This window comes from Streptomyces sp. CB09001, from assembly GCF_003369795.1.
In the GTDB taxonomy this organism is placed as follows: domain Bacteria; phylum Actinomycetota; class Actinomycetes; order Streptomycetales; family Streptomycetaceae; genus Streptomyces.
In genome coordinates, this window is record NZ_CP026730.1 from 4,944,394 (window position 1) to 4,968,154 (window position 23,761).

Below are 23,761 nucleotides of genomic sequence, written 5' to 3' on the forward strand. Positions count from 1 at the left end.
CGTCCCGAGTCGTTCAGAAGTCACTCGTACGTGCTAATCCGCGGGTTATCTGCCCGCGGCCTCCCCGCTGTCGCCCTAGGCTCCGGAGCCTGACAGGCGTGGCCGGGGGAGGGGCTCATGGACGCGGTACCGGCGCGGGCACGTGCGTACGTGACCGTCGTCGCCCTCACCGCCCTGCTCTGCCTGCGGCCGCTGCCCGCGGTGCGCGCGCCCTGGTGGGCCGTGCTGCTGCTGGCGGGGCTGTACGCGGGGTCCGAGATGGTCGCGCGGTCCCGTTTCGTCGGGACCTGCTACCCCGTCCTGCTCGCCGGTGCCTTCCTGCTGCCGCCGCCCGCCGCCGCGCTCGTGGCACTGCCGGGAGCGCTGCTGTCCCCGGGGCCGCGACGCCCCCTCGGCCTGCGCCGCGTGTGGCGGGCCGCACAGCTGACGCTCGCCGTGTGGGCCGCGGCCTGTGTCCACTGGCGGCTCGGGGGCCGGGACGCGGTCGTCGAGCCCGCCTTCCCGTACGTCCTCGTGCCGGCCGGGGCCGCCGTGCTCGCCTTCTGCCTGGTCCTCGCCGTGCTGGACGGCGGGATCCTCACCCTCGCCGACCACGTGCCGCCGAGCCGGGCGTGGCGGGGTCTGCTCTCCCGGTCGCTCGCGCCGATCGCCGTGCACGGGCTCGCCGGGCTGATGATGGCCGTCCTGTGGCGCAGCCCGTACGGTCCGGTGGCCGCCCTGCTCGTGCTGCTGCCGATGTGCGTGGCGTGGTGGGCCTTCGCCCAGTACCACCGTGAGCGGGCCGCGCACCAGGCGACCATCCGGGCCCTGGTGCAGGCCGTCGACATCAAGGACGGCTACACGCGCGGCCACAGTGAACGCGTCGGCCAGGCCTCCATGATGATCGCCCGCGAGCTGGGCATGGACGACGAGCGCGTCGAGACCCTCCGCTTCGCCGGGATCCTGCACGACGTGGGCAAGCTCGGCGTGCCCACCCGGCTGCTGCGCAAGGACGGTCCGCTGACGCCCGAGGAGCGGCGGGTGATCGAACTGCACCCCGAGTACGGGCACGAGATGGTGCGCGGCATCCGCTTCCTGGGAGAGGCCCGCGCCGCGGTCCTCCACCACCACGAACGGCTGGACGGCAGCGGCTATCCCTACGGGCTGGCCGGCGACCGGATCCCCGAGTCGGCCCGGGTGGTGGCCGTCGCCGACGCCTTCGACGCGATGACGTCCACGCGCTCCTACAGCAGGGCCCGGCCCGTCGCGACGGCACTGGCGGAGCTCCAGCGGTGTGCCGGGGGTCAGTTCGACCCGCGGATGGTGCGGGCACTGGTCCAGGCCCTCGGCCGCCACGGCTGGCGCCCGTCCGTGACGGCGGACGGCCCGCCCGCCTTCCCCGCCGGACCGGCACCGGGCCGGGGCGAGGGCGCGCGGGACAGCGTCGGCAGGGGAGCACCGTGACGTCCTCGCAGCCGCCGGCCACGTCCCCGCCACCGGCGGCCGTTCTCCTCGTACCCGGCTGTGCCGGACTCCTCGCGCTCGGATGTCTCGCCTCCGTGCTGGGATCGGGGCCCGCGCAGCGGCCCGTCGCGCTGGCCTTCGGGGGGCTGGTCGTCCTCGGTGAGCTGACCCGGCGGGCCGGTGCCGAAGCCCGGGAGGCAGCGCCGCTCGGGGCCGCGGGCGCGCTGGCGTACGCGCTGCTCGGAGACGTCGCCGGGCAGCCCGCGCACCACGGTGTGGCCCAGACCGTCACCGTCGTGCTCGCCGCCTCGCTGCTCGGCAGCGTGCCCTACGTCGCGCGCGGCAGCGGCCCCGTCCTCGACCACCTGGCGCGGCGCGTGCTCACCGTCGGTTTCGCCGCCGTGTGCTTCCGGCCGCTGTCCAACCAGGGCGTCCTCGACGACTGGAGCGGCCCCGCCTACGCGCTGCTGCTGCTCGGGCTGCTCGCCCTGACCACGCTGTGCGACGCGGTACTCGCCGCGGCACCCGCGCACGCCCGCACCGGCTGGCCCTTCGGGCCACTGCTGCGCGAAGAGCTGCGCGGCATGGGCGGGATCACCTCCGCGGTGTGCGCGACCGGCGCCGTGATGGCGCTCGCGGTCAGCGTCGCGGGACTGTGGGCACTGCCCGTCTTCTCCGTTCCCCTGCTGCTCGCCCAGCTCTCCTACCGCAGATACGCGGCCGTGCGGGCCACCTACCGGCAGACCATCGCCTCCCTGGCCCGCGCCACGGAGATCGCCGGATACACCCCGGCCGGGCACGCCCGCCGCGTCGCCGGACTCGGGGTGGCCGTGGGCCGGGACCTGGGACTGTCGGGGGCCGAGCTGACCGTGCTGGAGTACGCGGCCCTCATGCACGACATCGGCCAGCTGAGCCTGGTCGACCCGGTCCCGTCGGGAGCCACCGCCGGCCTGCCCGTCACCGAACAGCGGCGGATCGCGCTGCTCGGCGGAGCCGTCGTCCGCCAGACCGGCGTCGACGCGGCGGTGGCGGTGGTGGTGGAGCGGCAGGCCGACCCCTGCCGGGAGCAGCCGGTCGCCGCGCGGATCGTACGTGTGGTGAACGCCTACGAGGAGAAGGCGCGGGACGCGGGGCCCGGGGGCGCCTTGACCGCGCTGGAGGAGCTGCGCCTGGCCACCGCGGGCGACTACGCTCCCGAGGTGGTGGAAGCCCTGGCCCGGGTCCTCTCCCGAGGCAGCCTTACCGAGCCCGCGGCTGGGTAACCCATGGGTAATGAGCGCCTCCGCAGCCGTACGTGGTTTGATGCCCAGGAGAGGGTGTCCGGGGGCGCGAAAAGGCACAGCCAGCCCACAGAACGGAACTGGCAGGCGGGAATCGTGAGGATCTTCGGCAAGGCACGGCACCGGCCCTCCGCCTCTTGGCGGCAGGCCACCGACCGCGCGTTCACGCTGATCGGAGACGGTCGCTACGAGGACGCGGGCGCGCTGCTGACACGGGCGGCCGACCTGGAGCCCTGGCTGTCGGAGTCCTGGTTCAACCTGGCGCTGCTGCACAAGTTCCGGCACGACTGGGAGCAGGCGAGGGCGGCCGGTCTGCGGGCCGTCGCGCTGCTCGACCGGGACATCGGCGCCCCCGACTGGTGGAACGTCGGCATCGCCGCGACCGCCCTGCAGGACTGGCCGCTGGCCCGTCGCGCCTGGCAGGCCTACGGGCTGCGCACCCCGGGGAGTGCCACGGACGCGGGTGAGCCGCTCGGCATGGACCTCGGCAGCGCGGCCGTACGGCTGTCCCCGGAGGGCGAGGCCGAGGTGGTGTGGGGGCGGAGGCTCGACCCCGCCCGTGTCGAGGTGCTGTCCATCCCGCTGCCGTCCTCCGGGCGGCGCTGGGGCGAGGTCGTCCTGCACGACGGCGTACCGCACGGGGAGCGCACGACCTCGGCCGGGCACTCCTACCCCGTCTTCGACGAGATCGAGCTGTGGGCGCCCTCGCCGGTGCCCACCTGGGTGGTCCTCCTGGAGGCCGCCACCGAGTCCGACCGCGACGCCCTGGAGCAGCTGGCCGCCGACGCCGGGTTCGCCGCCGAGGACTGGTCGTCCTCCGTCCGGCTGCTGTGCCGGATGTGCTCGGAGTCCCGGATGCCGTCCGACGAGGGCGAGGGCGAGCACCTCGACCCGCACGACCACAGCGAACCCGGACACCCCGGGCCCCTGGGGCACCGCACCGACGGGCAGCTGTGGGTGCCGGAGCGGGAGTGCGGGGTGGCCGCGCCGGCCGGGCTGGTGAAGGGGTTGCTGGACGGGTGGGTCGCGGACAGCCCGGACTCCCGGGACTGGCGGGACCTGGAAGAGGTCTGCTGAGCGGCCCCGTAGTCTTTGCCAGGACACTCCAGCAGCGTCAGCACCACCTTTGGTTGTACGAGGAAGGCATACGTCGGTCATGGCCCAGCAGGACACCGATCAGCAGCACCCGGGCGTGCTCCCCGTGGACGACGAGGGATTCGTCGTCGACAGCCAGGACTGCGAGGAGCGTGAGGCCGACTGGCGCGGGCGCGGCACCTCCCGCCCGATCACGGTGGTCGGCAACCCGGTGCTGCACAAGGAGTGCGAGGACGTCACCGACTTCGGCGAGGAGTTCCAGCAGCTGGTGGCCGACATGTTCGCCAGCCAGCGCACCGCCGAGGGCGTGGGCCTGGCCGCCAACCAGATCGGCGTCTCCAAGAAGGTCTTCGTCTACGACTGCCCCGACGACGAGGGCGTCCGCCACGTCGGCGTGGTCTGCAACCCGAGACTCGTCGAGCTGCCCGCCGACCGCCGTCGCCTGGACGACAGCAACGAGGGCTGCCTGTCCGTGCCGACGGCCTACGCACCGCTGGCCCGCCCCGACTACGCCGAGGTGACCGGGCAGGACGAGAAGGGCAACCCGGTCAAGGTGCGCGGCACGGGCTACTTCGCTCGGTGTTTGCAGCACGAGACGGACCACCTGTACGGGTACCTGTACATCGACCGGCTCTCCAAGCGCGAACGCAAGGACGCGCTGCGGCAGATGGCCGAGAACGAGCCGCGCTACCCCGTGGTCGCGAACGACTGACACCGCCTCACCCGCCCCACATCTCCGTTGCGCACGGCGCCTGTTCGGGTCTTCCCCCGAGCAGGCGCCGTTCGTCTGTGTTCGTCCGCGGAAAGCCGCCACACAACAGGAGAATTCCGGCATCGAGGGGTATCGAGGGGTAGTGAATGAAGCAAATCCGTTCCCAGAACGGTCAGTTGTGGTGCTGAATGGGAAGTGCGGGGATACGCAACGGCGCACGCCCCGCTCAGCGAGAGGGGTGCGCCACCGGCGGCTGAGAGGGGTTTGTTCGTGCATGCTTTCCCACACGGCACCACAGCGACACCGACCGCGATCGCAGTACCGTCATCGCTCCGTCTCCCGGTGATCGAGGCGGCATTTCCCCGGCAACTGCACCCGTATTGGCCGAAGCTCCAGGAGACAACCCGGACCTGGCTGCTCGAAAAGCGGCTCATGCCGGCGAACAAGGTCCAGGAATATGCCGATGGCCTGTGCTACACGGACCTCATGGCGGGGTACTACCTGGGCGCCCCCGACGAGGTCATGCAGGCGATAGCGGACTACAGCGCGTGGTTCTTCGTCTGGGACGACCGCCACGACCGTGACATCGTCCACGGCCGTGGCGGCGCCTGGCGGCGACTGCGCGGCCGGCTGCACACGGCACTCGACTCACCCGGGGACCACCTGCACCACGAGGACACCCTGGTGGCCGGGTTCGCCGACAGTGTGCGGCGGCTGTACGCCTTCCTGCCAGCCACGTGGAACGCCCGGTTCGCCCGGCACTTCCACGCGGTGATCGAGGCGTACGACCGTGAATTCCACAACCGCACGCGCGGAATCGTGCCCGGCGTGGAGGAGTACCTCGAACTGCGCCGGCTCACCTTCGCGCACTGGATCTGGACCGATCTGCTGGAGCCGAGTTCGGGCTGCGAACTCCCCGACGCCGTACGGAACCACCCGGCATATTTCCGGGCGGCGCTGCTGAGTCAGGAATTCGCCGCCTGGTACAACGACCTCTGCTCGCTGCCCAAGGAAATAGCGGGAGACGAGGTCCACAATCTTGGCATCAGTCTCATCACTCACCATTCACTCACCCTGGAAGAAGCCATCGGAGAAGTCCGGCATCGCGTCGAGGAATGCATCACGGAATTCCTCGCCGCGGAGCAGGACGCCTTACGGTTCGCCGACGAACTCGCCGACGGAACCGTACGCGGAAAGGAACTGAGCGGCGCCGTACGGGCCAACGTCGGCAATATGCGGAACTGGTTCAGTTCCGTCTACTGGTTCCACCACGAGTCCGGCCGGTACATGGTCGACAGCTGGGACGACCGGTCCACGCCCCCGTACGTCAACAACGAAGCGGCAGGTGAGAAATGACCGTCGAGTCCGTCAACCCCGAAACCCGCGCACCCGCGGCCCCGGGCGCACCGGAGCTGCGCGAGCCGCCCGTCGCGGGCGGCGGCGTGCCGCTGCTCGGCCACGGCTGGCGGCTGGCCCGTGACCCGCTGGCCTTCATGGCCCAGCTGCGCGACCACGGCGACATCGTGCGCATCAAGCTCGGCCCGAAGACCGTCTACGCGGTCACGAACCCGGAGCTGACCGGCGCCCTCGCCCTGAACCCCGACTACCACATAGCCGGTCCGCTGTGGGAGTCGCTGGAGGGCCTGCTCGGCAAGGAGGGCGTGGCGACCGCCAACGGCCCGCTCCACCGCCGTCAGCGGCGCACCATCCAGCCGGCGTTCCGGCTGGACGCCATCCCCGCCTACGGGCCGATCATGGAGGAGGAGGCGCACGCGCTCACCGAGCGCTGGCAGCCGGGCAAGACCGTCGACGCCACCTCGGAGTCCTTCCGGGTCGCCGTGCGGGTCGCGGCCCGCTGCCTGCTGCGCGGGCAGTACATGGACGAGCGGGCCGAGCGGCTGTGCGTCGCGCTCGCCACCGTCTTCCGTGGCATGTACCGGCGCATGGTGGTCCCGCTCGGACCGCTGTACCGGCTGCCGCTTCCGGCCAACCGCCGATTCAACGACGCGTTGGCCGATCTGCACCTGCTGGTCGACGAGATCATCGCCGAACGCCGCGCATCCGGTCAAAAGCCGGACGATTTGCTCACGGCATTGCTGGAGGCGAAGGACGACAATGGCGACCCGATCGGGGAACAGGAGATCCACGACCAGGTGGTCGCGATACTCACCCCGGGCAGTGAAACCATCGCGTCCACGATCATGTGGTTGCTCCAGGCACTTGCCGACCATCCGGAACATGCCGACCGCATACGCGACGAAGTCGAAGCGGTCACCGGCGGGCGTCCCGTGGCATTCGAGGACGTCCGGAAGCTCACGCACACCGGCAATGTCATCGTGGAGGCCATGCGTTTGCGTCCCGCCGTATGGGTATTGACGCGGCGCGCGGTGGCCGAGAGCGAACTCGGTGGCTATCGCATTCCGGCCGGTGCGGACATCATCTACAGTCCGTACGCAATCCAACGCGATCCGAAGTCGTACGACGACAACCTGGAGTTCGACCCCGACCGGTGGCTCCCGGAACGTGCGGCGAATGTGCCGAAATACGCCATGAAGCCGTTCAGTGCGGGCAAGCGGAAGTGCCCCAGTGACCACTTCTCGATGGCACAGCTCACCCTGATCACGGCCGCGCTCGCCACGAAGTACCGCTTCGAACAGGTGGCGGGCTCGAACGACGCCGTCCGGGTCGGCATCACGCTGCGCCCGCACGACCTGCTGGTCAGGCCCGTGGCCCGGTGACGACCCCGACGGCTCAGGCGGCGGCCTCCGGGCCCCGGAAGGTGCGCCGGTAGGCGTGCGGGGTGGTGCCCAGGGCCCTGGTGAACTGGTGCCTCAGGGCCGCCGCCGTGCCGAAACCGGCGCGCCAGGCGATCGCGTCCATCGTCTCGTCCGTCGCCTCGAGCAGCCGCTGGGCCAGCAGGACGCGCTGGCGCAGGATCCAGCGGTAGGGGGTCGTCCCCGTCTCCTGCTGGAAGCGGCGGGCGAACGTGCGCGGGGACATGTGCGCCCGGACCGCCAACTGCTCGACCGTGACCTCCTCGTCGAGGTGCTGCTCCATCCAGGCCAGCACCTCGCCGACGGTGTCGCAGGAGGAGCGCGGCAGCGGCCGTTCGATGTACTGTGCCTGCCCGCCGTCCCGGTGCGGGGGCACCACCATGCGCCGGGCGATCCGGTTGGCGACCTCCGGACCCTGCTCCTTGCGGACGATGTGCAGGCAGGCGTCGATGCCGGCGGCGGTCCCGGCCGAGGTGATCACCGGGTCCTCGTCGACGTAGAGCACGTCCGGTGCGACCCGGGCCCGCGGGTGCTGCCGGGCCAACTCGGCCGCGTGGTGCCAGTGCACCGCGCACCGCCGCCCGTCCAGCAGACCGGCGGCGCCCAGCACGAAGACGCCGGAGCACACGCTGAGCACGCGTGTGCCCCGGTCCGTCGCCCGGCGCAGGGCGTCCAGCAGCTCGGGCGGGTACTCCCGGCGGACGAAGTCGCTGCCGGCCGGCACCGCGATCAGGTCGGCCTCCTCCAGCCGCTCCAGGCCGTACGGCGTGGAGACGGTCAGCCCGCCGACGTGGGTGCCCAGCGTGGGGCCCTCCGCGGAGACCACCGCGAAGTCGTACCCCGGCAGGCCCTCGTCGCTCCGGTCGATGCCGAAGACCTCGCAGATCACGCCGAGTTCGAAGGGATGCGCACCGTCCAGCAGGACGGCCGCCACGTTCCGCAACATGCCGCCAGTGTGCCTCGCCGGTGGCAGGAAATCGAGGCCTTACGGCAGTCCTGCCACTGCCGGTAAGGAGTCTCCGGCGTGACAGTGGTGTCATGACCGGAAACCAGATCGAAGCCCTTGTCGGAATGCTCGCGACCTTCGGACTCCTCGTCCTCATGATCCTGCCCTCGGTGATCGGCATCGTGCGCGACCGGCGCATCGACCGCCAGATCCGGGAGGCCCGGGACGGCGGGGAGGCCCGGGCCCACCACGGGAAGGAGACCCAGGAGACTCAGAAGTCCTCGGACAGGTCGACCGTGCCCTCCACCGCCACCTGGTACGCCGAGGGGCGCCGCTCGAAGAAGTTGGTCAACTCCTGAACGCCCTGCAGCTCCATGAAGGAGAAGGGGTTCTCGGAGCCGTACACCGGGGCGAAGCCGAGCCGCGTCAGACGCTGGTCGGCCACGCACTCCAGGTACTGCCGCATCGAGTCGGTGTTCATGCCCGGGAGGCCGTCGCCGCACAGGTCGCGCGCGAACTGCAGCTCGGCCTCGACGGCCTCCCGCAGCATGTCGGTGACCTGCTCCCGGAGCTGGTCGTCGAAGAGCTCCGGCTCCTCCTTGCGCACGGTGTCGACGACGTCGAAGGCGAAGGACATGTGCATGGTCTCGTCCCGGAACACCCAGTTGGTGCCGGTGGCCAGGCCGTGCAGCAGCCCGCGGCTGCGGAACCAGTAGACGTAGGCGAAGGCGCCGTAGAAGAACAGGCCCTCGATGCAGGCCGCGAAGCAGATCAGGTTCAGCAGGAAGCGGCGCCGGTCGGACCTCGTCTCCAGCCGGTCGATCGACTCGACCGAGTCCATCCACCGGAAGCAGAACTCGGCCTTCTCCCGGATGGACGGGATGTTCTCCACGGCCGCGAAGGCGGCGGCGCGGTCCTCCGGGTCGGGCAGGTAGGTGTCCAGCAGCGTCAGATAGAACTGGACGTGGACGGCCTCCTCGAAGAGCTGGCGGGACAGGTACAGCCGCGCCTCGGGGGAGTTGATGTGCTTGTAGAGGGTCAGCACCAGGTTGTTCGCGACGATCGAGTCGCCGGTGGCGAAGAAGGCCACAAGGCGGCCGATCAGGTGCTGCTCCATGGGGCTGAGCTTCGCGAGGTCGGCGACGTCCGAGTGGAGGTCGACCTCCTCCACGTGCCAGGTGTTCTTGATGGCGTCCCGGTAGCGCTCGTAGAAGTCCGGGTAGCGCATGGGGCGCAGGGTCAGCTCGAAGCCGGGGTCGAGCAGGTTCTTCGTGGTGGGCTGCGCGGGGGTCTCGGTGGTCATTACTGGCAGGCCTCGCAGGACTCGGGGTTTTCCAGGGAGCAGGCGACCGCTTCGGGGTCCGGGGCGGCCTGCACGGGGACGGCGGTGGCGCGGGCCGCGGCGCGGGCGATCCGGGTCGCCGGACGCGAGCGCAGGTAGTACGTGGTCTTCAGGCCCTGCTTCCAGGCGTACGCGTACATCGAGGAGAGCTTCCCGATGGTCGGCGTCTCCAGGAACAGGTTCAGCGACTGGGCCTGGTCGAGGTACGGGGTGCGGGCGGCGGCCATGTCGATCAGGCCGCGCTGCGGGATCTCCCAGGCGGTGCGGTACAGCGCGCGCACGTCCTCGGGAATCCAGGTGAAGCCCTGCACCGAGCCGTTCGCCTCGCGCAGCGCCTCACGGGTGCGCGCGTCCCACACGCCGAGCCGCTGGAGGTCGTCGACCAGGTACGAGTTGACCTGGAGGAACTCGCCCGACAGCGTCTCGCGCTTGAACAGGTTGGACACCTGCGGCTCGATGCACTCGTAGACACCGGCGATGGAGGCGATGGTCGCCGTCGGCGCGATGGCCAGGAGCAGGGAGTTGCGCAGCCCGGTCGTCGCCATGCGCGCGCGCAGCGCGGCCCAGCGCTCCGGCCAGGCGGGCTCGACGCCGTAGTGGTCCGGGTGCAGCACCCCCTTGGCCGTACGGGTCTTCTCCCAGGCCGGCAGCGGGCCGTTGCGCTCGGCGAGGTCGGCGGAGGTCTCGTACGCGGCGAGCATGATCCGCTCGGCGATACGGGTGGACAGGGCCTTCGCCCCGGGGGAGTCGAAGGGCAGGCGCAGCCGGAAGAAGACGTCCTGCAGGCCCATCGCGCCGAGGCCGACCGGGCGCCAGCGGGCGTTGGAGCGGCCCGCCTGCTCGGTCGGGTAGAAGTTGATGTCGACGACCCGGTCCAGGAAGGTGACGGCGGTGCGGACGGTGGCGTCCAGGCGCTCCCAGTCCATGTCCCCGTGCTCCGTGTCGACGAACGCGCCGAGGTTGACCGAGCCCAGGTTGCAGACCGCCGTCTCCCCGTCGTCGGTGACCTCCAGGATCTCCGTGCAGAGGTTGGAGGAGTGGACGACGTGACCGGGGGTCGCGGTCTGGTTGGCCGTGCGGTTGGCGGTGTCCTTGAAGGTCATCCAGCCGTTGCCGGTCTGCGCGAGGGTGCGCATCATGCGGCCGTACAGCTCCCGGGCGGGCAGCGTCCTGCGGGCGAGCCCCGCCTCCTCCGCCCTGCGGTAGGCGGCGTCGAACTCCTCGCCCCACAGGTCGGTCAGCTCCGGCACGTCGGCGGGGGAGAACAGCGACCAGGTCCCGTCGGCGTCCACGCGGCGCATGAACTCGTCCGGCACCCAGTGCGCGAGGTTCAGGTTGTGCGTACGGCGGGCGTCCTCGCCGGTGTTGTCCCGCAGCTCCAGGAACTCCTCGACGTCCGCGTGCCAGGTCTCCAGGTAGACCGCCGCGGCGCCCTTGCGCCGGCCGCCCTGGTTCACGGCGGCGACCGAGGCGTCCAGCGTCTTCAGGAACGGGACGATGCCGTTGGAGTGCCCGTTGGTGCCGCGGATCAGCGAACCCCGGGCGCGGACGCGGGAGTAGGCGATGCCGATGCCGCCGGCGTGCTTGGACAGGCGGGCCACCTGATGGAGGCGGTCGTAGAGGGAGTCCAGCTCGTCCTTGGGGGAGTCCAGGAGGTAGCAGGACGACATCTGGGCGTGCCGGGTGCCGGAGTTGAAGAGGGTGGGGGAGGAGGGCAGGTAGTCCAGGCGGCTCATCAGGCCGTACAGGGCGGTGACCTCGTCCGCGGCGCGGACCGTGTCGTCCTCGGCGAGCCCGGCGGCGACCCGCAGCAGGAAGTGCTGGGGCGTCTCGACGGCCTTGCGGGTGATCGGGTGGCGGAGCAGGTAGCGGCTGTAGAGCGTACGCAGACCGAAGTAGCCGAAGCGGTCGTCGGCGGCCGGATCCACCAGCGCGTCCAGGCGGTCCGCGTGCAGCCGTACGAAGGCCGCGGTGCGGTCGGCGATCAGGCCCTCGCGGTGACCGGTGGCGACGGAGTCGGTGAAGGTCACGACGCCCTGGGAGGCGGCCTCGGCGCGGATGCCGATGGTCAGCAGGCGGGCGGCCAGCCGGGAGTAGACCGGGTCCTCGGAGATCAGACCGGCGGCCGCCTCGGTGGCCAGCTCGCGCAGCTCGGCCTCGTCGGCGCGGGCGGACCGGCCGCGCAGTGCGGCGGCGGCCACCCGGCCGGGGTCGGCGCCGGGGAGGCCGGCGGTCAGCCCGGTCAGGGTCCGCAGCAGGGCGGCACCGGGTCCGTCGGGTTCCCCGGTCGCCGTCACCGGGGTCGCTGAAGCCGGATCGGCTGGCGCGATGGTCACGTGGAGCACTCCCTCGCTCGGCACGGGGCCTGGCGGAGGGCAGGGGGCTCACGGGCGCGCACGGCGTCCGCGTCCACCGGCCCACTCCACGAGGCCCGGACGACATGGCACCCGGGCCAAGGCGGCCGGGCGCACCGTCGGCAGGTCCTCGGACTGGACAGGCGTGCGCGCACGTGCGAAGACGTACGGATGCACGCAAGTACACCGTTGCGGGACAGTTCCGGATTCGCACCGGATTCCCCTGCGGCGACAGCGAGCATGAGCATACATCTTGTGCCGGGGGGCGCGAGCACCCCCAGATGTTGTGTCCCGGCGGGGTGTTGTGACGGTGTGCGGCGGCCGCGTCAGAGCGTCAGTTCGTAGGTGAGCAGCGTGATGTCGTCCAGCTCCGGCAGCGGATTCCAGTCGCGGTCGGGCGTGCGGACGAAGCCCAGGCGCTCGTAGAGGCGGTGAGCGGTGCGCATGGTGCGCTGGGTCGACAGCACGACGCTCCGACAGCCCTCGACGGCCCGCGCGCGGTCGGCGCAGGCCCGCACGAGGGCCTCGCCCGCCCCGCGACCGCGTGCCTCGCGGGCGACGGCGAGCATGCGTATCTCGGCCTCGCCGGGGCGCGCGATGTCCGCCATGGGGCCGCCGGACGGCACGAAGGTCGCGCCGCCGAGCACCCGGCCGTCGGCCACGGCCACCAGCACCTCGGCGGCCGCCGCGCGCCTGGCCACGTCGCGCAGCTCGTCCAGATAGGAGTCGCTCTCCCCGAAGTCGAGGAGGCCGTCGCGCAGGTAGGCCTGCGCGGTGATCTCGCCGAGGGTGTCGTACTCCTCGGCCGTCGCCCGCCGGATCACGAAGTCCATGACGCCGAGTGTGCCCGACGGGTACGACAACGGGCCGCCGGATTTCTCCGGCGGCCCGCTGAACAGCGCCGCTAGTGCGAGCTGCCCGCCGTGGCCGGCGGCAGTTCCGCCTGGACGCCGGGGTCGCCGGCGTCCGCCGTGTAGTCGGACGGCTTGGTCTCGTCGATGCCGTCGGGCGCCTTGACCGCCCTCAGGACGAAGGTCAGGACCACGGTGACCAGGACGTTCAGCACGAAGGCGGTGAGACCGATGTAGCCGATCTCGCCGATTCCGGGGATCTCGTCGGAGGAGCCGCCGAAGTGCTTCTGCGTCGGCGAGGCCACGCCGTAGGCGGCGACCGTGCCGTAGATCATGCCGACCGCCCAGCCGCCGAGCAGCGCCCAGCGGTGGAACCAGCGCGTGAACAGGCCGCCGACCAGGGCCGGGAAGGTCTGCAGGATCCAGATGCCGCCCAGCAGCTGGAAGTTGATCGCGACGGTCTTGTCCATGCCCAGGACGAAGATCAGCGCGCCCACCTTCACCAGGAGCGACACCAGCTTGGAGACCTTGGTCTCCTGCTGCGGCGTGGCGTCCGGCTTGATGAAGTCCTTGTAGATGTTGCGGGTGAACAGGTTCGCGGCCGCGATCGACATGATCGCCGCCGGGACCAGGGCGCCGATGCCGATCGCCGCGAAGGCCACGCCCGCGAACCAGTCCGGGAACATGTTCTCGAACAGCTGCGGGATCGCCAGCTGGCCGTTGTCCACCTTGACCCCGGCCGCGATCGCCATGAAGCCGAGCAGCGCGAGCAGGCCCAGCATCAGCGAGTACAGCGGCAGGATCGTGGTGTTGCGGCGGATCACCTCACGGCTGCGCGAGGACAGCGTGGCGGTGATCGAGTGCGGGTACATGAAGAGCGCCAGGGCCGAGCCGAGCGCGAGGGTCGCGTACGTCCACTGGCCCCCCGCGTCCGGTACCACCCCGCCCTTGCCCGCCTCGGTGAACTTGTCGCTCGCCGACGCGAAGATGTCGTCGAACCCGCCCAGCTTGATCGGGATGTAGATGATCGCCACCGCGATGACGATGTAGATCAGCGTGTCCTTGACGAACGCGATCAGCGCGGGCGCGCGCAGCCCCGACGAGTACGTGTACGCCGCCAGCACACCGAAGGCGATCAGCAGCGGCAGGTCCTTGACGAACCAGTTGGTGTCCTCGCCGCCGCCGAGGCCCATCACGTCCAGCACGGCCTGGATGCCGACCAGCTGGAGCGCGATGTACGGCATGGTCGCCAGGATGCCGGTGACGGCCACCGCCAGCGACAGGCCCTTGGAGCCGAACCGTCCGCGCACGAAGTCCGAGGTCGTCACGTATCCGTGCTTGTGCGAGACCGACCACAGGCGGGGCAGGAAGGTGAAGATCAGCGGGTAGACCAGGATCGTGTACGGCACCGCGAAGAAGCCGGACGCGCCCGCCGCGTAGATCGCCGCCGGGACGGCCACGAAGGTGTACGCGGTGTACAGGTCGCCGCCCAGCAGGAACCAGGTGACCCAGGTGCCGAACGAGCGGCCGCCGAGGCCCCACTCGTCGAGGCTGTGCTCGTTCTCGGCCCGGCGCCAGCGGGCGGCCAGGAAGCCCATGGCGGTGACGAGGACGAAGAAGAAGATGAAGACGGCGAGTGCGACGCCGTTCACGCCGTCGTTCATCGCGACTCACCACCCTTCGGGGCGGAGGAGGCGGAGGAGGCGGAGGAGTGGGCGGCGCGCCCGCGCTGGTCGCGCTGCCACAGCTTGTACGCGGTCACCGTCAGCAGGGTGGAGATCAGCACCCAGGCCATCTGGTACCAGTAGAAGAACGGGATGCCGATGAAGGCCGGGTCCGTCTTGCTGTACGAACCGACCCACAGCATGGCGACGAACGGTGCGACAAGACAGAGCCCGATGACGACGCGCACCGGCGTCACCACCGGTTCTCTGCTCACTTCTGTGTCTTCTGACATGCGCGGCTCCGTCCCCTCGCTGATCACCTCGTGCAGTGCGCACGAAATGTAGGTGACGGTGTCAAGACAGCGGAAGACCTCGTCCGTATATCGGTCCTCAACCGCAACTTCGCGCCCGCGTGCGGGGGGATATGCCGGGTATGTACTAGTCCTGGGGTCGCTTGAGGCGGGCCACGAACTTGTAGCGGTCGCCCCGGTAGACCGACCGCACCCACTCCACCGGCTGACCGGTGCGGTCCTGCGAGTGCCGGGAGAGCATCAGCATGGGCAGGCCCACGTCGGTGCCGAGCAGGCCGGCCTCGCGCGGGGTGGCCAGGGAGGTCTCGATGGTCTCCTCGGCCTCGGCGAGATGGACGTCGTACACCTCGGCGAGCGCGGTGTAGAGGGACGTGTACTTCACCAGGGAGCGGCGCAGGGCGGGGAAGCGCTTCGCGCTGAGGTGGGTGGTCTCGATCGCCATCGGCTCGCCGTTGGCCATGCGCAGCCGCTCGATGCGCAGCACCCGGCCGCCGGCCGTGATGTCCAGCAGCCCGGCCAGCCGGTCGTCGGCGGTGATGTAGCCGATGTCCAGCAGCTGAGAGGTCGGTTCGAGACCCTGGGCCCGCATGTCCTCGGTGTACGAGGTGAGTTGCAGCGCCTGCGACACCTTGGGCTTGGCGACGAAGGTGCCCTTGCCCTGGATGCGCTCCAGGCGTCCCTCGACGACCAGCTCCTGCAGGGCCTGGCGCACGGTGGTGCGCGAGGTGTCGAACTCGGCGGCCAGGGTGCGCTCCGGCGGGACCGGTGTGCCCGGGGTCTGGGTCCGGGTCATGTCGAGCAGATGCCTCTTCAGACGGTAGTACTTGGGCACGCGCGCGGTACGGACGGTCGCCCCACCCTCGTTCTCCGCACTGCTGACGTCGGTGCTCATGCTCTGCCTTCCCGGCTCCGGGTGCCGAAGCGACCGCTATCCCTGTCGGCCACGGCTCACATCGTGGCACGGCTTCGTGCCGGGATGACCCCCGCACGCTCCGTGATCCCTTCTGTATACCCGCGGGAACACCCTTGGTCTAGTCCATAGCGGGGTCAGCCGTCGCTGGTACGCGCGTTCGGAGTCGTCGCGGCACGTCATTCGGTGGGGGGTGGTACACCCGGTCCCGGTCCGCCCGATCTGTCGCTTGCGCAATGAAAGGTCCCTGCATATCTCGGTCCCATCACGGAGGCAAGGACTGGGTTTGAACACCCTTGACAGGCCTATTGGTCTGGGCCAAGCTCCCCGTACTGGTCTACACCATTGGTCCAGGTCCCGGCCCCATGGGCGGTCCGCGTCGACGAGCAACCGCGGGGAGGCAGGGGGGTTGTGTGGCATCCCTGAGGAGGGTTGGCGTGAAGCGCAAGCTTATAGCCGCGATCGGTATCGCGGGCATGATGGTCTCGATCGCCGCGTGCGGGGGCGACAGCGGTGACGACGACAAGAAGGCCGGGGCCGACGGCTACGCCGGCGAGACGCTCACCGTCTGGGTGATGGACGGCTCCTCGCCCGACGACTGGCAGGCGGACCTCGCCAAGGAGTTCGAGGCGAAGACCAAGGCCAAGGTCAAGTTCGAGATCCAGAAGTGGAACGGCATCCAGCAGAAGCTGACCACCGCCCTCTCCGAGGAGAACCCGCCCGACGTCTTCGAGATCGGCAACACCCAGACCCCGGCCTACGCCAAGACCGGCGGCCTCTCCGACCTGAGCGACCTGAAGGGCGAGATCGGCACCGACTGGTCCGAGTCCCTCAACAAGTCCGCCGTGTTCGACGGCAAGCAGTACGCGGCCCCGTGGTTCGTGGTCAACCGCGTCGTCGTCTACAACAAGAAGATCTGGGCGGACGCGGGTATCAAGGAACTGCCCAAGACCCGCGACGAGTTCTACAACGACCTCAAGACGATCGGCGAGAAGACCGACGCCGAGCCGATCTACCTGCCCGGCCAGAACTGGTACCACTTCGTGGGCCTGGTCATCGGCGAGGGCGGCGAGCTGGTCAAGAAGGACGGCGACAAGTACGTCTCCAACCTGTCCGACCCGAAGGTCGCCGCCGCCACCGAGACCTACAAGAAGTTCCAGGCCCTCTCCAAGGCGCCCAAGGACAAGGACGAGGCCACCCCGCAGCAGGGTGAGATCTTCGCCAAGGGCAAGACCGGCTCCTTCATCGGCATGGGCTGGGAGGGCGCCACCGCGATCGCCACCAACCCGGCGATCGAGAAGGACCTCGGCTACTTCACCATCCCCGGCCCCACGGCGGACAAGCCCGAGGGCGTCTTCCTCGGCGGCTCCAACCTGGCCGTCGCCGCGGGCAGCAAGAAGCAGGACCTGGCCAAGGAGTTCCTGAAGCTCGCGCTCTCCGACAAGTACGAGGGCGGGCTGGCCAAGGCCAACGGCGTCATCCCGAACAAGGAGGCGCTGCAGAGCAACCTGAAGGGCAACGCCGCCGCCGAGGCCGCCGCGCCGGCCGCCGGTACCGGTGACACCACGCCGCTGATCCCGGAGTGGGCCGCCGTCGAGAACGACCCGAACCCGATCAAGACGTACCTGACGGCCGTCATGAAGGGGAAGTCCCCGGCCGAGGCCGCCAAGCAGGTCGAGGGCGAGTTCAACAAGCGCCTGGCGCAGCAGCAGTAGCACCGGGTGAGCCGGGGCGGGGGCTGACACACGACGGCCCCCGCCCCGGCGTCGAGGTGAACAGGTCGAGAAGAGAGAGACCGCGAGCATGACCGTGCAGACCGAACGGCCGCCCTCAGGCCCGTCGGACGTCCGCAAGGCGGACGGTGGGGGAACCGGCGGGCCCAGAGCGAGAGCCGCGTCGCGCGCCGGGGCGCTGGCCCCGTATCTGCTGCTGCTGCCCGCCGCCGCGGCCACCGTGCTGCTGCTCGGCTGGCCGCTGGTGAAGGACGGCCTGCTGTCCTTCCAGAACCTCAACATGGCGCAGCTGATCCAGCACGTCACCGAGTGGACCGGCTTCGACAACTACAAGGAGGTCCTCACCGGCGAGGACTTCTGGCGCGTCACCCTCCGTTCCATCATCTTCACCGCGGTCAACGTCGTCCTCACCATGGTGGTGGGCGGTCTGATCGGACTGCTGCTCGCCCGCCTCGGCAGGCTGATGCGGTTCGTGCTGATGATCGGCCTGGTACTCGCGTGGGCCATGCCCGTGGTCGCCGCGACCACCGTCTACCAGTGGCTCTTCGCCCAGCGCTTCGGCGTCGTCAACTGGGTGCTCGACAAGCTCGGCTGGCACTCCATGGCCGACTTCAGCTGGACCGGCAGCCAGTTCTCGACCTTCTTCGTCGTCACCGTGCTGATCGTCTGGATGTCCGTCCCGTTCGTCGCGATCAACCTGTACGCGGCGACCACCACCATCCCCGACGAGCTGTACGAGGCCGCCGCCCTCGACGGGGCCGGCATGTGGCGCAGCTTCACCTCGGTCACCCTGCCGTTCCTGCGCCCGTTCCTCTACGCGACGACGTTCCTCGAAGTCATCTGGATCTTCAAGGCGTTCGTGCAGGTCTACACGTTCAACGGCGGCGGACCGGACCGTCTCACCGAGATCCTGCCCGTCTACGCCTACATCGAGGGCGTCGGCAACCAGCACTACGGCATGGGCGCGGCGATCGCGGTCCTGACCATCCTGATCCTGCTCGGCCTGACCGCGTACTACCTCAGGATCGTGCTCAAGCAAGAGGAGGACGAGCTGTGAAGCGCTCGCTCTTCGGCCGCGTGTGGCCCAACGTCACGGCCGTCGTCCTGTTCATCGGCCTCGTCTTCCCCGTCTACTGGATGTTCGCCACGGCCTTCAAGCCGACCGGTGACATCATCTCGGAGGACCCGGTCTGGTTCCCGACCGACGTCACCTTCGAGCACTTCAAGACCGCGATCGAGGCCGACCACTTCTGGACGTACGTGAGCAACTCGCTCATCGTCACTGTCTGCGCGGTCGTCTTCTCGCTGGTCATCGCGCTGGCCGGGTCCTTCGCCCTGGCGCGGATGCGGTTCAAGGGGCGGCGGGGCTTCATCGTCGGCTTCATGCTCGCCCAGATGGCGCCCTGGGAAGTCATGGTCATCGCGATCTACATGATCGTGCGCGACGCGTCGATGCTGAACAGCCTGGTGCCGCTCACGCTCTTCTACATGATGATGATCCTGCCCTTCACCATCCTGACACTGCGCGGCTTCGTCGCCGCCGTGCCGAAGGAGCTGGAGGAGTCGGCGATGGTCGACGGCTGCACCCGGGCCCAGGCCTTCCGCCGCGTCATCCTGCCGCTGCTCGCGCCGGGCCTGATGTCCACCTCGATGTTCGGCTTCATCACCGCCTGGAACGAGCTGCCGCTCGTCCTGGTCGTCAACAAGGAGGCGGAGTCCCAGACCCTGCCGCTGTGGCTGACCAGCTTCCAGACCGTCTTCGGCGACAACTGGGGCGCGACCATGGCCGCCTCCTCCCTGTTCGCCATCCCGATCCTGATCCTCTTCGTCTACCTCCAGCGCAAGGCCGTCAGTGGCCTGACCGCCGGCGCCGTGAAGGGATAGCACCACCGATGACGACCCTCGCCAGGGCCACCGACACCCTCACGCGCGACGCGCTCACCGTCCTCCAGCCCGGCTTCGCCGGCACCACCGCCCCCGACTGGCTGCTGCGCCGCATCGGCGAAGGGCTGGCGTCCGTCGCCCTGTTCGGGCGCAACGTCACCTCGCCCGAGCAGGTGGCCGCCCTGACCGCACAGTTGCGCGCCGAGCGCGAGGACCTGCTGGTCGCGATCGACGAGGAGGGCGGCGACGTCACCCGCCTCGAGGTGCGCACCGGCTCCTCCTTCCCCGGCAACCACGCCCTCGGCGCGGTGGACGACGTCGGGCTCACCCGGGCGGTGGCCGCGGAACTGGGCCGCCGGCTCGCCGCCTCGGGCGTCAACTTCAACTGGGCGCCGTCCGCCGACGTGAACTCCAACCCGGACAACCCGGTGATCGGGGTGCGCGCCTTCGGCTCCGACACCGACCTGGTCGCCCGGCACACCGCCGCCTACATCACGGGGATGCAGTCCGCGGGCGTGGCCACCTCCGCCAAGCACTTCCCGGGCCACGGCGACACGGGCATCGACTCCCACCACGCCATGCCGCGCATCGACGTGGGCGCCGACGTGCTGGCCGCACGCGACCTGGTCCCCTTCCGCGCCGCCATCGCCGCCGGCAGCCGCGCGGTGATGAGCGCCCACATCCTGGTCCCGGCCCTGGACCCGGAGCTCCCGGCAACGTTGTCCCGGCGCATCCTGACCGACCTGCTCCGCGGCGAACTGGGCTACGACGGGCTCATCGTCACCGACGGCATCGAGATGAAGGCCATCGCCGGCACCTACGGCATCGAACGCGGCACCGTCATGGCCATCGCCGCCGGTGCCGACGCGATCTGCGTGGGCGGCGGCCTGCACGACGAGGGCACCGTACGGCGGCTGAGCGACGCGCTGGTCGAGGCCGTCCGCGCGGGCGAACTGCCCGAGGAGCGCCTGGCCGACGCCGCCGAACGCGTCCGCTCCCTGTCCCGGTGGGCCGCGGAGAACCGTCCCGCCGACGGGGCTTCGGACGCCGCGGACGGTGACGTGGGCCTGCGCGCGGCCCGCCGCGCGCTGCGCGTCACCGCCGCCGGGGAGTCCGCCCCGCTCACCGAGGCGCCGTACGTCGCCGCGCTCACCCCGGTGGCGAACATCGCGGTCGGCGACGAGACCCCGTGGGGCGTGGCCGCCGAGCTGGGCCGTCTGCTTCCGGGCACGGAGACCGGCAGCTTCAACGGGGCCGACGCCGGCCGCGAGGCACTGGCCGCGGCGGGCTCCCGGCGCATCGTCGCCGTCGTCCGCGACGAGCACCGTCACCCCTGGATGGCGGCGGCCCTCGACGTCCTGCTGGCGGCCCGTCCCGACACGATCGTCGTCGAGATGGGCGTCCCGCGTGCGGAGCCCCGCGGCGCCCTCCACCTGGCCACCCACGGCGCGGCCCGCGTCTGCGGCCGAGCGGCGGCGGAGGCCGTCGCGGGCGTCTGACGAACACCCCGTCGCCACACCGAAGGCGCCGGTCCCTTGGCGGGACCGGCGCCTTCGCGCGCGGACGCTCGCCCGGCGCCGGGTGTTCATCGGGCCCCCGGGCGGGCGTGCCCGGACGAGAGCGCGGCAGACCGTCGCGGGTGCGGGTGCGGGTGCGGGTGCGGACGGTGGGCCGGGTGCGCGGGCGGGTGCGAGTGCGGACGGTGGGCCGGGCGCGCGTGGGTACGACTACGGCGCAGGGTCCCCTTCCGACGGGATCCGGCGCCGTTCGCGCGTGGTGTCCGCTCCGCGGGCGCGGACCGGGAGGGTCAGATGCCCTGCCAGTCCGGCTTGTGGGCGAAGGTGTGCCGGAAGTAGTCGGCGAGCTTCAGCTTGGACGCGGCGGCCTCGTCGACGACGACCGTGGCGTGCGGGTGCAGCTGCAGGGCGGAGGCCGGGCACACGGCCGCGACCGGACCCTCGACGCTCGCGGCGACCGCGTCGGCCTTGCCCTCGCCGGTGGCGAGCAGCACCACGTGCCGCGCCTCCAGGATGGTGCCGATGCCCTGGGTGATCACGTGGTGCGGCACCTGCTCGATGTCACCGTCGAAGAAGCGCGCGTTGTCGACCCGGGTCTGCTCGGTCAGGGTCTTGATCCGCGTCCGCGAGGCGAGCGAGGAACACGGCTCGTTGAAGCCGATGTGCCCGTCGGTGCCGATGCCCAGCAGCTGGAGGTCGACCCCGCCGGTCCCACCCAGCGCCGCGTCATAGGCCTCGCACGCCGCCTGCACGTCCGCGGCCGTACCGTCGGGGCCCATGAACGCGTCCATACCGATGCCCAGTGGTTCGAGCACCTGACGCCGCAGCACCGAGCGGTAGGACTCCGGGTGCTCCGCGGGCAGCCCCACGTACTCGTCGAGCTGGGCGATCCGCGCCCGCGCGGTGTCCACGGCACCCGAGCGCACCTTGGCCGCCAGCGCCTCGTACACGGGCAGCGGCGTCGAACCGGTGGCCACTCCGAGCAGGGCGTCGGGCTTGCGCCGGAGCAGCTGTGCCATGGCTTCGGCTATGAGTTCGCCGCCCGCCTTGGCATCGGGAACGATGACAACTTCCACGCTGGCCTGCCGTTTCGAAGAGAGGACTCACCCGGGGCCCGGGACTGGCTATGTGGTTTAGACCAATCTAACAGAGCGGCACCGCGCGGTCGCGCTGAAACGGTCAGCCGGGTGGCGTTGTTCCGGCCGTGGTGTCAGGTCAGTGAACCTCCCGTGGCGTCCACCCAGCTTCCCGTGACCCAGCGGCCCCCGTGCGAGGCGAGGAACGCGACCACGTCGGCCACCTCGGCCGGCGCCCCCACCCCGCCCAGCGCGGAGAACGCCGCCGCCCGCTCCCAGCCGCCCTCGCTCCCGTGCAGCATCCCGGCCGTGTTGTCCGTGTCGATGATGCCGGGCGCCACCGAGTTCACCGTGATGCCCCGGGTGCCCAGCACCTTGGAGAGGTCGCGGGAGAACACGTCCAGCGCGCCCTTCGTCATCGCGTACGCCATGTTGTCCGGCATCACCGCCGTGCGGGCCAGGCCCGACGAGATGTTGATGACCCGGCCGCCGTCGCGCAGCCGCCCCATGCCGTGCTTGAGGATGAAGAACGGCGCCTTCACATTGACCGTGAAGACCGCGTCGTACTCCGCCTCCCCTATCTCGCCTATGGGGCGGGTGCTGCCGATCCCCGCGTTGTTCACCAGCACGTCCAAACCTTCGACGTGTCTGTCGAACTGCTCCCACAGGGCCTCGGCGGCACCCGGAGCGCCCAGGTCGGCCTTGACCGTGAACGCCGAGCCGCCCCCCGCCTCGATCGCGGCGACCGTCTCCTTCGCCGCCGCCTCGTTCCTCCCGTAGTGCACCGCGACCCGGGCGCCGTCGCGGCCCAGCCGCTCCGCGATGCCACGCCCGATGCCCCTGCTCGCCCCCGTGACGAGTGCCGTCCTGCCCGCAAGCACGCCCATCCCGACGCCCCCTTATTTCGCTAGTGGTCGCTACAGAAATGACAGTACAACGGGGCGGCGACTTTTTTCTAGTGGTCGCTATAAAATGCACTCCATGGTGAGCGGTGAGAAGAGTGAACGGTCCGGGGCGCCTGCGCCGTCGCCCGGTCGAAGGGGCGCGGCCAGGACCCGCGGCCGCCCGCGCTCCTTCGACCGGGCGACGGCACTGGAGGCCGCGTTGCTGGCGTTCTGGGAGCACGGGTACGAGGCCACGTCCGTCTCCGACCTGACGCGGGTCATGGACATCGGGGCTCCGAGCCTCTATGCCGCCTTCGGCGACAAGCGTTCGCTCTTCGAGGAGGTCGTCCAGGTGTACGGGGTGCGGTACGGCTCGTTCGGCGAGCGCGCTCTCGCCGAGGAGCCGACCGCGCGTGCGGGCATAGAGAGGATGCTGCGCGAGGCCGCCGCCGAGTACACGGCCCCCGGCCGGCCGCACGGCTGCCTCGTCATCCACGCGGCCGCCAACTGCTCGACCGCCGAGGTGGAGGAGTCCCTGCGGGAGCGGCGCAACGCGAACATCGCCGCCATCGAGAGCCGGATCGGTGCCGACGTCGACGAGGGCGTACTGCCGCCGGACACGGACGCCGCCGCCCTCGCCCGGTACACCGGCGCGATGATCCAGGGCATGTCCCAGCAGGCGCGCGACGGCGCGAGCCGGGCGGAGCTGGAGGCGCTCGCGGAAATTGCCCTGGCGGTCTGGCCCCGAGGCTGAGCCAACAGGGTTAGGCTTCTGGCGGCTGCCCGGACGGTGGTGCGGTCGGCACGAGTCACCAACAACAAACGACGTCCACCGCATGGACACGGTTAGTGGTCTAGTCCACAATGGTTGCTGAGGAACTGACCGTGTCGCTCACGCAAGGTGATCGTCAGACTTCCGCCCTCCCCGCACAGGAGGGCGGACCGAGGAACCGGCGCTCTCTGCCCTGACTGCTCCGGCTCCTCA

At 70.6% G+C, this 23,761-nt stretch carries 21 protein-coding genes and 1 riboswitch; of the genes, 12 read left to right on the forward strand and 9 right to left on the reverse strand.

Going from position 1 to position 23,761, the window contains the following annotated elements; translation table 11 throughout:
* Positions 1-117: 117 nt before the first annotated feature.
* The 6 genes from C4J65_RS23180 to C4J65_RS23205 all read left to right on the forward strand — a co-directional run bounded on the left by C4J65_RS23180 (position 118) and on the right by C4J65_RS23205 (position 7,268).
* On the forward strand, positions 118-1,443 hold the full coding sequence (locus tag C4J65_RS23180; protein WP_115744120.1) for an HD-GYP domain-containing protein: 1,326 nt from the start codon (positions 118-120) through the stop codon (positions 1,441-1,443).
* Positions 1,440-2,705, forward strand: a complete 1,266-nt coding sequence (locus C4J65_RS23185) for a metal-dependent phosphohydrolase (RefSeq protein WP_115744121.1) — start codon at positions 1,440-1,442, stop codon at positions 2,703-2,705. The genes C4J65_RS23180 and C4J65_RS23185 overlap by 4 nt, the downstream gene beginning before the upstream one ends.
* Before the next feature lie 114 nt (positions 2,706-2,819).
* Entirely contained in the window at positions 2,820-3,800 is a 981-nt protein-coding gene (locus C4J65_RS23190) for a hypothetical protein (RefSeq protein WP_115744122.1), read from the forward strand.
* 79 nt (positions 3,801-3,879) lie between these two features.
* The gene (def, locus tag C4J65_RS23195) at positions 3,880-4,530 is read left to right on the forward strand and encodes a peptide deformylase (RefSeq protein WP_003973751.1); all 651 of its coding nucleotides are present in this window, start codon (positions 3,880-3,882) and stop codon (positions 4,528-4,530) included.
* A gap of 270 nt (positions 4,531-4,800) precedes the next feature.
* Positions 4,801-5,886, forward strand: a complete 1,086-nt coding sequence (gene cyc1 / locus C4J65_RS23200; protein WP_115746592.1) for an epi-isozizaene synthase — start codon at positions 4,801-4,803, stop codon at positions 5,884-5,886.
* On the forward strand, positions 5,883-7,268 hold the full coding sequence (locus tag C4J65_RS23205) for a cytochrome P450 (RefSeq protein WP_115744123.1): 1,386 nt from the start codon (positions 5,883-5,885) through the stop codon (positions 7,266-7,268). The genes cyc1 and C4J65_RS23205 overlap by 4 nt, the downstream gene beginning before the upstream one ends.
* A 13-nt stretch (positions 7,269-7,281) precedes the next feature.
* On the opposite strand, the gene C4J65_RS23210 is transcribed toward C4J65_RS23205, so the two are convergent.
* Positions 7,282-8,250 (reverse strand): helix-turn-helix domain-containing protein, encoded by a 969-nt coding sequence (locus C4J65_RS23210; RefSeq protein ID WP_115744124.1) that lies wholly within the window; start codon positions 8,248-8,250, stop codon positions 7,282-7,284.
* Between the two features lie 92 nt (positions 8,251-8,342).
* Between C4J65_RS23210 and C4J65_RS23215 the strand changes: the two genes are divergently transcribed.
* A complete protein-coding gene (locus C4J65_RS23215; RefSeq protein WP_115744125.1) occupies positions 8,343-8,609 on the forward strand; it encodes a hypothetical protein in 267 nt (88 codons plus the stop codon).
* On the opposite strand, the gene C4J65_RS23220 is transcribed toward C4J65_RS23215, so the two are convergent.
* The 6 genes from C4J65_RS23220 to C4J65_RS23245 form a co-directional block, all read right to left on the reverse strand.
* Positions 8,522-9,553: a ribonucleotide-diphosphate reductase subunit beta gene (locus C4J65_RS23220; protein WP_115744126.1), complete on the reverse strand. Its 1,032-nt coding sequence runs from the start codon at positions 9,551-9,553 to the stop codon at positions 8,522-8,524. The two genes, C4J65_RS23215 and C4J65_RS23220, sit on opposite strands and share 88 nt — an antisense overlap.
* Entirely contained in the window at positions 9,553-11,928 is a 2,376-nt protein-coding gene (locus C4J65_RS23225) for a ribonucleoside-diphosphate reductase subunit alpha (protein ID WP_115744127.1), read from the reverse strand. The genes C4J65_RS23220 and C4J65_RS23225 overlap by 1 nt, the downstream gene beginning before the upstream one ends.
* 143 nt (positions 11,929-12,071) lie before the next feature.
* Positions 12,072-12,169: riboswitch (cobalamin riboswitch) on the reverse strand.
* A 103-nt stretch (positions 12,170-12,272) separates the two neighbouring features.
* A complete protein-coding gene (locus C4J65_RS23230) occupies positions 12,273-12,779 on the reverse strand; it encodes a GNAT family N-acetyltransferase (protein ID WP_115746593.1) in 507 nt (168 codons plus the stop codon).
* Between the two features lie 71 nt (positions 12,780-12,850).
* Entirely contained in the window at positions 12,851-14,461 is a 1,611-nt protein-coding gene (locus C4J65_RS23235) for a sodium:solute symporter family protein (protein ID WP_115744128.1), read from the reverse strand.
* Entirely contained in the window at positions 14,458-14,754 is a 297-nt protein-coding gene (locus C4J65_RS23240; RefSeq protein ID WP_162833308.1) for a DUF3311 domain-containing protein, read from the reverse strand. The genes C4J65_RS23235 and C4J65_RS23240 overlap by 4 nt, the downstream gene beginning before the upstream one ends.
* A 145-nt stretch (positions 14,755-14,899) precedes the next feature.
* On the reverse strand, positions 14,900-15,664 hold the full coding sequence (locus C4J65_RS23245) for a GntR family transcriptional regulator (protein ID WP_115744130.1): 765 nt from the start codon (positions 15,662-15,664) through the stop codon (positions 14,900-14,902).
* A 455-nt stretch (positions 15,665-16,119) separates the two neighbouring features.
* Here C4J65_RS23245 and dasA point away from each other — a divergent pair, with 455 nt between their 5' ends.
* The 4 genes from dasA to C4J65_RS23265 all read left to right on the forward strand — a co-directional run bounded on the left by dasA (position 16,120) and on the right by C4J65_RS23265 (position 20,798).
* Entirely contained in the window at positions 16,120-17,397 is a 1,278-nt protein-coding gene (gene dasA, locus C4J65_RS23250; RefSeq protein ID WP_115744131.1) for a N,N'-diacetylchitobiose ABC transporter substrate-binding protein DasA, read from the forward strand.
* An 88-nt stretch (positions 17,398-17,485) separates the two neighbouring features.
* Positions 17,486-18,472, forward strand: coding sequence for a sugar ABC transporter permease (locus tag C4J65_RS23255; protein ID WP_115744132.1), 987 nt, complete (start codon positions 17,486-17,488; stop codon positions 18,470-18,472).
* Positions 18,469-19,299, forward strand: coding sequence for a carbohydrate ABC transporter permease (locus C4J65_RS23260; RefSeq protein ID WP_115744133.1), 831 nt, complete (start codon positions 18,469-18,471; stop codon positions 19,297-19,299). Before C4J65_RS23255 ends, C4J65_RS23260 begins: the two co-directional genes overlap by 4 nt.
* 8 nt (positions 19,300-19,307) lie before the next feature.
* Positions 19,308-20,798 (forward strand): glycoside hydrolase family 3 protein, encoded by a 1,491-nt coding sequence (locus C4J65_RS23265; RefSeq protein WP_115744134.1) that lies wholly within the window; start codon positions 19,308-19,310, stop codon positions 20,796-20,798.
* A 308-nt stretch (positions 20,799-21,106) separates the two neighbouring features.
* On the opposite strand, the gene nagB is transcribed toward C4J65_RS23265, so the two are convergent.
* Together nagB and C4J65_RS23275 are read right to left on the reverse strand one after the other, a co-directional pair.
* Positions 21,107-21,892, reverse strand: coding sequence for a glucosamine-6-phosphate deaminase (nagB, locus tag C4J65_RS23270; RefSeq protein ID WP_115744135.1), 786 nt, complete (start codon positions 21,890-21,892; stop codon positions 21,107-21,109).
* A 134-nt stretch (positions 21,893-22,026) separates the two neighbouring features.
* Positions 22,027-22,779 carry an SDR family oxidoreductase gene (locus C4J65_RS23275; protein WP_115744136.1) on the reverse strand — a complete coding sequence of 251 codons (753 nt, stop codon included), beginning with the start codon at positions 22,777-22,779 and terminating at the stop codon, positions 22,027-22,029.
* A 94-nt stretch (positions 22,780-22,873) separates the two neighbouring features.
* Here C4J65_RS23275 and C4J65_RS23280 point away from each other — a divergent pair, with 94 nt between their 5' ends.
* The gene (locus tag C4J65_RS23280; RefSeq protein WP_115746594.1) at positions 22,874-23,530 is read left to right on the forward strand and encodes a TetR/AcrR family transcriptional regulator; all 657 of its coding nucleotides are present in this window, start codon (positions 22,874-22,876) and stop codon (positions 23,528-23,530) included.
* The last annotated feature ends 231 nt before the right edge of the window (positions 23,531-23,761 follow it).

Coding starts and splice junctions, on each gene's coding strand:
- C4J65_RS23240 (WP_162833308.1), bottom strand. CDS start 14,754: ATGTCAGAAGACACAGAAGTGAGCAGAGAACCGGTGGTGACGCCGGTG.
- C4J65_RS23235 (WP_115744128.1), bottom strand. CDS start 14,461: ATGAACGACGGCGTGAACGGCGTCGCACTCGCCGTCTTCATCTTCTTC.
- C4J65_RS23275 (WP_115744136.1), bottom strand. CDS start 22,779: ATGGGCGTGCTTGCGGGCAGGACGGCACTCGTCACGGGGGCGAGCAGG.
- C4J65_RS23265 (WP_115744134.1), top strand. CDS start 19,308: ATGACGACCCTCGCCAGGGCCACCGACACCCTCACGCGCGACGCGCTC.
- C4J65_RS23245 (WP_115744130.1), bottom strand. CDS start 15,664: ATGAGCACCGACGTCAGCAGTGCGGAGAACGAGGGTGGGGCGACCGTC.
- C4J65_RS23280 (WP_115746594.1), top strand. CDS start 22,874: ATGGTGAGCGGTGAGAAGAGTGAACGGTCCGGGGCGCCTGCGCCGTCG.
- C4J65_RS23255 (WP_115744132.1), top strand. CDS start 17,486: ATGACCGTGCAGACCGAACGGCCGCCCTCAGGCCCGTCGGACGTCCGC.
- C4J65_RS23180 (WP_115744120.1), top strand. CDS start 118: ATGGACGCGGTACCGGCGCGGGCACGTGCGTACGTGACCGTCGTCGCC.
- C4J65_RS23205 (WP_115744123.1), top strand. CDS start 5,883: ATGACCGTCGAGTCCGTCAACCCCGAAACCCGCGCACCCGCGGCCCCG.
- C4J65_RS23210 (WP_115744124.1), bottom strand. CDS start 8,250: ATGTTGCGGAACGTGGCGGCCGTCCTGCTGGACGGTGCGCATCCCTTC.
- C4J65_RS23230 (WP_115746593.1), bottom strand. CDS start 12,779: ATGGACTTCGTGATCCGGCGGGCGACGGCCGAGGAGTACGACACCCTC.
- C4J65_RS23220 (WP_115744126.1), bottom strand. CDS start 9,553: ATGACCACCGAGACCCCCGCGCAGCCCACCACGAAGAACCTGCTCGAC.
- def (WP_003973751.1), top strand. CDS start 3,880: ATGGCCCAGCAGGACACCGATCAGCAGCACCCGGGCGTGCTCCCCGTG.
- C4J65_RS23215 (WP_115744125.1), top strand. CDS start 8,343: ATGACCGGAAACCAGATCGAAGCCCTTGTCGGAATGCTCGCGACCTTC.